Below are 7920 nucleotides of genomic sequence, written 5' to 3'. Positions count from 1 at the left end.
GTCCCGCCGGGGCCTTCGTGCGGGCGGCCGGGTCGGCACCACCGCGGGGGTCAGGGGGTTGGAGCCCCGCCGGGGCCTTCGTGCGGGCGGCCGGGTCGGCACCACCGCGGGGGTCAGCGGGTGCGGGCCGCGAAGAGGACGCGCGACAGGGCGACGGCCACCGCCAGGATCCCCCCGCACCAGGCCAGTGCCACCCAGGGCGAGGAGCCGACCGGCTGGTCGTGGAGCAGGCCGCGCAGCGACTCGATCAGCGGGGTCACCGGCTGGTGGTCGGCGAAGCCGTGGAGCCAGGAGGGCATGGTGTCGATCGGCACGAACGCGCTGCTCGGATAGGGCAGGAACATCATGACGAACGTGAATCCGCCGGCCGCCTCCGGAGTCCTGGCCAGCAGACCGACGGCGGCCGACAGCCAGGAGAGCGCCACCAGGAACACCAGCAGGACCCCGACCGCCGCGAGCCAGCCCGCCGCGGTGGCGGACGGCCGGAATCCGATGAGCAGTCCGACGCCGAGCACCAGCGCGGTCGCGAGCAGATTGCGCAGGGTGCTCGCGGCGACATGGCCCGCGATGACCGAGGTGCCGCCGATGTCCAGGGAGCGGAAGCGGTCGATGATGCCGCTCTTCATGTCCTCGCTGACCCGCACCGCGGTGCCCGCGGCGCCGAAGGCGGCGCACAGCACGAGGATGCCGGGGACCACGTAGTTCACGTACTGCGTGCCGGTGTCGATGGCGCCGCCGAAGAAGTAGATGAAGACCAGCATCAGCATCAGCGGCAGCATCAGCGAGGTCACCAGGGCGTCTCCGTCGCGCCGGCTGAGCCGGACGCAGCGGCCCGCCATGGTCAGTGCCGGGATGAACGGACCGGGTGCGTCAGACATGGGTGGACTCCGTCCGGGAGGCGGGGCGGCCGTCGGTGCCGGGCGGCGGAGCGGAGGCCGGGCCGGCGCCCGCCGTGCCGCCGTCGCCCGTGAGGGACAGGAAGACGTCGTCGAGCGTGGTGGTGTGGAGGGCGAAGCGGGCCACGTCCGTCCGCCGTGGGTCGATCTCGTCCAGCAGGGCGCGGACCTGGGCCGCCGACCCGTCCGTGGACAGGCCGACGGTGAGCGTGGCGGGGGAGCGGTGCACGGCCGCCCGGGACGCGTGGCGGAGATAGGCGGCGGTGTCGGCGAAGACCACGTCGAGCCGGTGGCCGCCGACCGTCGCCTTGAGCTCGGCCGCCGTGCCCTCGGCCACGATGCGGCCCGCGTCCAGCACGGCGACGCGGTCCGCGAGGCGGTCCGCCTCCTCCAGGTACTGCGTGGTGAGCAGCACGGTCGTGCCGCCGGCGGTCAGTTCGCGCACGACCTGCCAGAGTTCCTGACGGCTGCGCGGGTCGAGCCCGGTGGTCGGCTCGTCGAGGAAGACGACCTCCGGTCCGCCGACCAGGGACGCCGCGAGGTCGAGCCGTCGGCGCATGCCGCCCGAATAGGTGTGGGCGAGGCGGCCGCCCGCGTCGGCGAGGCCGAAGCGTTCGAGCAGTTCGGCGGCGCGGCGCCGGGCGCCGGGGCGGGACAGGCCGCGGAGGCGGCCCATCATGCGCAGGTTCTCCTCGCCGGTCTGCTTCTCGTCGACCGCGGCGTACTGGCCGGTGAGGCTGATGGCCCGGCGCACCAGGGAGCGTTCGGCGACGACGTCGTGGCCCGCGACGCGGGCGGTTCCGGCGTCCGCTGCGGTGAGCGTGGCGAGGACGCGCACGGTGGTCGTCTTGCCCGCCCCGTTCGGGCCGAGCAGCGCGAAGACGGTGCCGCGCTCGACCCGCAGGCCGATGCCGTCGAGGACCCGCACCCGGCCGTAGGCCTTGCGCAGCCCCTCGGCCTCGATGGCGGCGGGCGCGGTGCTCCGTGTACGGGCCGCGGGTGGCGGCTGCCGGCTGGAGGTCATGGCCTGGTCCCCTTCACGTCCGGTGCGCGGGGCGGTGCCCGGCACTTCTGCGTATGGCATACGCGTTACTGCGTAAGGGTTACGCATAACTAGGATGGGCGTCAAGCGACGAAGGAGGACGGACGGCCATGGCGGACGGCGGACCGGGGCGTTCACGTGCGGACGAGGACTCCGCCCTGCCCGCGAGCCTGGAGGCGGCCTGGGGGCTCCGGCAGCGGCCGGGCAAGGGCCCCAAGCCGGGCATCGGCATCGACCGCATCGTCGAGGCGGCCCTCGCCGTGGGCGCCGCCGAAGGGCTCGCCGCCGTCTCCATGGGCCGGGTCGCCAAGGAACTCGGCGTCTCGACCATGTCCCTCTACCGGTACGTGGCCGCCAAGGACGAGCTCTACATCCTGATGCAGGACGCGGCCATGGGCCTGCCTCCCGCACCGCCCGCCCCCGGCACGGGCTGGCGGGAGGCCATGGACGCCTGGGCCCGCGCCCAGCGCGAGGTCTTCCACCGCCACCTGTGGATGCTGCGCATCCCCATCTCCGGACCGCCGGCCACTCCGCACTCCGTCGCCTGGTGGGACCGGGGCCTCGCGGCGCTCGCGGAGACCGCCCTCGACGAGGGCGAGAAGATCTCGGTGATCCTGCTCGTCGGCGGGTTCGTGCGCAACGAGGCCCTCCTCATGGCCGACCTGAGCGCCGCGATCGCGGCGGGCGGCAGGACGCCCGAGGAGACCATGCGGGGCTACACCCGCACGCTGGAACGCCTTGCCGACCCCGTGCGCTATCCCGCGCTGGCCCGGCTCCTGGAGAGCCGGGTCATGTACGAACCGGACGACGAGAACTGGGAGTTCGAGTTCGGCCTCGAACGCGTGCTGGACGGGATCGAGGTGCTGGTGACGCGCCGTGCCCGGGGTGCGGCCGCCTCGGGGAACCCCTCCCGCGAGACTCCCGCTTGATGCCCTCCGGGCGCGGATGGACGTCAACCGCCTTGGGGGAGTGGGAGGTCGGTGAGTGCGGCCCGCCGCCGGCCGCGTCTTCGGCATGCCCGGATCCGGGCCGCACACGGCGAGTGACCGCGGCCCGGTCGTCCGGGCGGGCACCGGGGCTACGGCCCATGTCCCGGCCCTGCGGCCGCCGGGCCTGCCGGGAGGCCCCCGGGCCGTGCGCCCCCGCCGGGTGCGCCCCCCGCCGGGTGCGCGGCGCGGCGGGGTGCACGGTTCAGATGCGGCGGTCGTGGCGGTCGGGCGGGAAGCCGGTCCAGCGCAGCTCCTCCGGCAGGTGGCGCATGTCGTTGAGGAGGACCACCGACGAGGGCCTCCCGGGCGGGTACGCGAGGACGGTCAGCGCGGCGTTCGCGACCCGCAGCCCTATCCAGCGCCAGGCGGGCGCGTCGAGGGCCGCCCGGACGAGCCAGGCGACGAGGAAGGCGTGGGTGACGACCAGTTCGTGCCGGTCCTCGCCGCCGGACGCCGGTCCGGTGAACGACTCCAGTGCCCGGCGGGCGAGTTCCGGCCCCCGGCGGCGTTCCTCCTCCGTGGCACCGGCGAGGAAGGCCAGCAGGGTGTCGGCCGACTCCGCCGGCAATTCCGCCCGTGCGGGCACGTGCGGGACGTAGTCGCCGGCCGCCTCGGAGCGGTGGAGCGGGACTCCCGGGCACTGCCCGCCGATCAGGTGCGCCGTCCGTTCGGCCCGGGGGAGCGGCCCGTGGTGGATCGCGGCCAGCGGCACGTCACGCAGCCGGCGGCCGAGCAGTTCGGCCTGGCGCCGTCCGCCGGGGGTGAGCCCGCTCTCGTCGGGGGTGGCCTCGCCGTGCCGGGCGAGGTACAGGTAGCGCGTGGCGGCCTCGGTCATGCCGGTCGCTCCAGGGGCGTCGTGGGGGTCGTAGGGGACAGCCGGGTGGACGCCGCCCCCACCCCGCCGGTTCCCGGTCGAGCCCGTCGCCGCCGGGCCGCCCCCGGCCACACCCGACCGTGACCGGCGTTCCAGGCCGTTCGTATGCCCCGGCTCCGGACGCGGGCGTTCCCCGTGCCGGGCGTTCCCCGTGCCGGGCGTTCCCCGTGCCGGGCGTTCCCCGTGCCGGGCGATGCCCGCCCGGCACGGGGAACGCATGCGGAGCGCGTCAGGCGCCGACGTAGTCCGCGAGGTGCTCGCCGGTCACCGTGGAGCGTGCGGCGACGAGGTCGGCCGGAGTGCCCTCGAAGACGATCGTGCCGCCGTCGTGCCCGGCGCCGGGACCGAGGTCGATGATCCAGTCGGCGTGGGCCATGACCGCCTGGTGGTGCTCGATGACGATGACGGACTTGCCGGAGTCGACGAGGCGGTCGAGAAGGCCGAGCAGCTGCTCCACATCGGCCAGGTGCAGCCCCGTGGTGGGCTCGTCCAGGACGTAGACGCCGCCCTTGTCCCCCATGTGCGTCGCCAGCTTGAGGCGCTGGCGCTCGCCGCCGGAGAGCGTGGTGAGGGGCTGGCCCAGGCTGATGTAGCCGAGGCCGACGTCGACGAGGCGCTGGAGGATCCGGTGGGCGGCCGGGGTGGCCGCGTCCCCCGCGGAGAAGAACTCCTCCGCCTCGGTCACCGACATCGCGAGCACCTCGCTGATGTCACGGCCGCCGAGGTGGTACTCCAGCACCGAGGGCTGGAACCGCTTGCCCTCGCAGTCCTCGCAGGTGGTGGCCACGCCCGCCATCATCGCCAGGTCGGTGTAGATGACGCCGGCACCGTTGCAGGTGGGGCAGGCGCCCTCGGAGTTGGCGCTGAAAAGGGCCGGCTTGACCCCGTTGACCTTGGCGAACGCCTTGCGGATCGGTTCGAGCAGACCGGTGTACGTGGCGGGGTTGCTCCGCCGCGACCCCTTGATGGGGCTCTGGTCGACCGCCACCACCCCCTCGCCGGCCGGGATCGACCCGTGCACCAGCGAGCTCTTGCCCGAACCGGCGACACCGGTGAGGACGCAGAGCACGCCCAGGGGGATGTCCACGTCGACGTTCTTCAGGTTGTTGGCGTCGGCGCCACGGATCTCCAGGGAGCCGGTGCGCTCGCGCACCGAGTCCTTGAGCGTGGCGCGGTCGTCCAGGTGCCGGCCGGTGACGGTGCCGCTCGCCCGCAGGCCCTCGACGGTGCCCTCGAAGCAGACGGTGCCCCCGGCCGTTCCGGCGCCGGGGCCGAGGTCGACCACGTGGTCGGCGATCGCGATGGCCTCCGGCTTGTGCTCCACCACGAGCACGGTGTTGCCCTTGTCGCGCAGGCGCAGCAGCAGGTCGTTCATCCGCTGGATGTCGTGCGGGTGCAGACCGATGGTGGGCTCGTCGAAGACATAGGTGATGTCGGTGAGCGAGGAGCCGAGGTGGCGGATCATCTTGACCCGCTGCGCCTCGCCACCCGACAGCGTGCCCGCGGGCCGGTCCAGCGCGAGGTAGCCGAGGCCGATCTCGACGAACGAGTCGAGGGTCCCCTGGAGCGCGGTCAGCAGCGGTGCCACCGAGGGCTCGTCCAGTTCCCTGACCCAGGCGGCCAGGTCCCGGATCTCCATGGCACAGGCGTCGGCGATGGAGATCTTCTTGATCTTCGAGGAACGCGCGCCCTCGCTGAGCCGCGTCCCTTCGCACTCGGGGCAGGCGGTGAAGGTGACCGCCCGCTCCACGAACGCCCGGATGTGCGGCTGCATCGCCTCCTTGTCCTTGGACAGGAAGGACTTCTGGATCTTCGGGATCAGGCCCTCGTAGGTGAGGTTGACGCCGTTGACCTTGACCTTGGTCGGCTCGCCGTAGAGGAAGTCCTGCATCTCCTGCTTGGTGAACCGGCGGATCGGCTTGTCGGGGTCGAGGAAGCCGGACTGGGCGTAGAGGCCGACGGTCCAGACGTTGTCCGACTTCCAGCCGGGGATGGTGAAGGCGCCCTCGGCGATCGACTTGGAGTCGTCGTAGAGCTGGGTGAGATCGATGTCGGAGACCGTGCCCCGCCCCTCGCAGTGGGTGCACATGCCACCCTTGCGCTCGTACGTCGCCTTGACGGCCTTCTTGTTGCCGCGTTCGACGGTGATGGCGCCGGCCGCCTTCACCGAGGCGGTGTTGAAGGAGTAGGCGCTCGGCGGGCCGATGTGGGGCGTGCCGAGCCGGCTGAAGAGGATGCGCAGCATGGCGTTGGCGTCGGTCGCCGTGCCGACCGTGGAACGGGTGTCGCCGCCCATCCGCTGCTGGTCGACCGAGATCGCGGTCGTCAGCCCGTCGAGCACGTCGACCTCGGGCCTGGCCGTGGTGGGCATGAACCCCTGGACGAAGGCACTGTAGGTCTCGTTGATCAGCCGCTGCGACTCGGCGGCGATCGTGTCGAAGACCAGCGAGCTCTTTCCCGAGCCGGACACTCCGGTGAAGACCGTCAGCCGGCGCTTCGGGATCTCGATGCTGACGTCCTTGAGGTTGTTCTCCCGGGCACCGTGCACGCGGATCAGTTCATGGCTGTCGGCAGCGTGCGGCGGGGACGGCTGGGTGCGCGTCCTCGTGGTCCTGCTCATCGTGTCTCCATCTGTGGGGCGGGCACGCGGGCGGGCTCAGCCCTGCCGCTGCTGGATGCGGACCATGTTTCCCGCGGGGTCGCGGAAGGCGCAGTCGCGCACACCGTACGGCTGGTCGGTCGGCTCCTGCACGACTTCCGCGTCACCGGCCTGGAGACGCTCGAAGATGCCGTCGATGTCACCGGTGGACAGGAGGATGCTCCCGTAGGTGCCCTTGGCCATCATCTCGGTGATGACGCGGCGCTCGTCGTCGGTGATGCCGGGGTCGACGCCCGGGGGGTGCAGCACGATGGAGACGCCGGGCTGGCCGGCGGGGCCCACGGTGATCCACCGCATGCCCTCGTAGCCGACGTCGTTGCGGACCTCGAAGCCGAGGGTGTCGCGGTAGAACGCGAGCGCGGCCTCCGGGTCGTCCTGCGGGAGGAAACTGGCGTGAATGCTGATGTCCATGGCAGTCACGTTAGAGGCGTCACGAAGGCGGCGCTTCTCGATTCCTGATCGGTCGGGTGACCTGCTTCGCGACGCACGGCGGCATCCCCGCCGTGGCCTGTTCGGCCTGGCGGCGGTAGACGCTGGGGGGCACCCCGACGAGCTCGGTGAAGCGGCTGCTGAAGGTGCCCAGCGAGGAGCAGCCGACGGTGAAGCAGACCTCGGTGACGCTCATGTCGCCGCGCCGCAGCAGGGCCATGGCGCGTTCGATGCGCCGGGTCATCAGGTACGAGTAGGGGGACTCGCCGTACGCGAGCCGGAACTGGCGGCTGAGGTGCCCGGCGGACACGTTCACGGCGCGGGCGAGGGCCTCGACGTTCAGCGGCTGCGCGTACTCCCGGTCGATCCGGTCGCGGACGCGGCGCAGCAGTGCGAGATCGCGCAGATGCTGGGCCGGGGTCGGTCTGCTGGTCATCCCGGGAATCGTGCCACAGCGGCCGCCCCGCCGTCCGGGCCGCGATGCGGCTGCCGCCGCCCGCGCGCGGGCCCGGGCCGGGGCGTGTGGGTGGCGTGGAACACTATTGCAAGCAGTTGCTTGCAATAGTTAGCAGAGATGCGGCACCATCGGGGCATGGCATCGCTCAACGTCGGCAATCTCGGTGACTACCTACGCGAACAGCGGCGCAGTGCGCAGCTGTCGCTGCGGCAGCTCGCCGACGCCGCCGGGGTGTCCAATCCCTATCTGAGCCAGATCGAGCGTGGGCTGCGCAAGCCCAGCGCCGAAGTGCTCCAGCAGGTCGCCAAGGCCCTGCGGATCTCGGCCGAGACCCTCTATGTCAGGGCCGGGATCCTCGACGAGCAGGAGCGCGACCCGCTGGAGACGCGGGCGGTGATACTCGCCGACCCGTCGATCAACGAGCGCCAGAAGCAGGTGCTGCTGCAGATCTACGAGTCCTTCCGCAAGGAGAACGGACTCGATTCTGCGGCCGGCGCCGAGGGCACACCCGAGGACGGCCCCCGCACGGCCGGCGAGGGCGAAGCCGAACCGAAGTCGACCTGAGAAGAACCCC

Annotated in this window: 8 protein-coding genes; 2 read left to right on the top strand and 6 right to left on the bottom strand. The window is 72.4% G+C overall.

Translation table 11 applies throughout. The features are described from left to right. Positions 1–113: 113 nt before the first annotated feature. Together EAO77_RS20185 and EAO77_RS20180 are read right to left on the bottom strand one after the other, a co-directional pair. Positions 114–878: an ABC transporter permease gene (locus EAO77_RS20185; RefSeq protein WP_147989696.1), complete on the bottom strand. Its 765-nt coding sequence runs from the start codon at positions 876–878 to the stop codon at positions 114–116. After that, complete coding sequence (locus EAO77_RS20180; protein WP_147989695.1) at positions 871–1920, bottom strand: ATP-binding cassette domain-containing protein; 1050 nt, start codon at positions 1918–1920, stop codon at positions 871–873. The genes EAO77_RS20185 and EAO77_RS20180 overlap by 8 nt, the downstream gene beginning before the upstream one ends. Positions 1921–2048: 128 nt before the next feature. On the opposite strand from EAO77_RS20180, the gene EAO77_RS20175 reads away from it, so the two are divergent. Further along, positions 2049–2867 carry a TetR/AcrR family transcriptional regulator gene (locus tag EAO77_RS20175; protein WP_147989694.1) on the top strand — a complete coding sequence of 273 codons (819 nt, stop codon included), beginning with the start codon at positions 2049–2051 and terminating at the stop codon, positions 2865–2867. Between the two features lie 262 nt (positions 2868–3129). Here the strand turns inward: EAO77_RS20175 and EAO77_RS20170 are convergent, their stop codons facing one another. The 4 genes from EAO77_RS20170 to EAO77_RS20155 all read right to left on the bottom strand — a co-directional run bounded on the left by EAO77_RS20170 (position 3130) and on the right by EAO77_RS20155 (position 7325). Next, complete coding sequence (locus tag EAO77_RS20170; protein WP_147989693.1) at positions 3130–3762, bottom strand: histidine phosphatase family protein; 633 nt, start codon at positions 3760–3762, stop codon at positions 3130–3132. Positions 3763–4030: 268 nt separating this feature from the next. Beyond that, positions 4031–6421, bottom strand: a complete 2391-nt coding sequence (locus EAO77_RS20165; protein WP_147989692.1) for an ATP-binding cassette domain-containing protein — start codon at positions 6419–6421, stop codon at positions 4031–4033. Between the two features lie 36 nt (positions 6422–6457). Further along, positions 6458–6871, bottom strand: coding sequence for a VOC family protein (locus tag EAO77_RS20160; protein WP_147989691.1), 414 nt, complete (start codon positions 6869–6871; stop codon positions 6458–6460). A 19-nt stretch (positions 6872–6890) separates the two neighbouring features. After that, a complete protein-coding gene (locus tag EAO77_RS20155) occupies positions 6891–7325 on the bottom strand; it encodes a helix-turn-helix transcriptional regulator (protein ID WP_147989690.1) in 435 nt (144 codons plus the stop codon). Positions 7326–7481: 156 nt separating this feature from the next. Between EAO77_RS20155 and EAO77_RS20150 the strand changes: the two genes are divergently transcribed. After that, the gene (locus tag EAO77_RS20150) at positions 7482–7910 is read left to right on the top strand and encodes a helix-turn-helix domain-containing protein (RefSeq protein WP_147989689.1); all 429 of its coding nucleotides are present in this window, start codon (positions 7482–7484) and stop codon (positions 7908–7910) included. The last annotated feature ends 10 nt before the right edge of the window (positions 7911–7920 follow it).

Origin of the sequence: Streptomyces sp. T39, assembly GCF_008042045.1 — a bacterium.
Taxonomy (GTDB): domain Bacteria; phylum Actinomycetota; class Actinomycetes; order Streptomycetales; family Streptomycetaceae; genus Streptomyces.
Note: the sequence above shows the minus strand (reverse complement) of the source record. Positions and strands in the feature narration are given on the sequence as shown.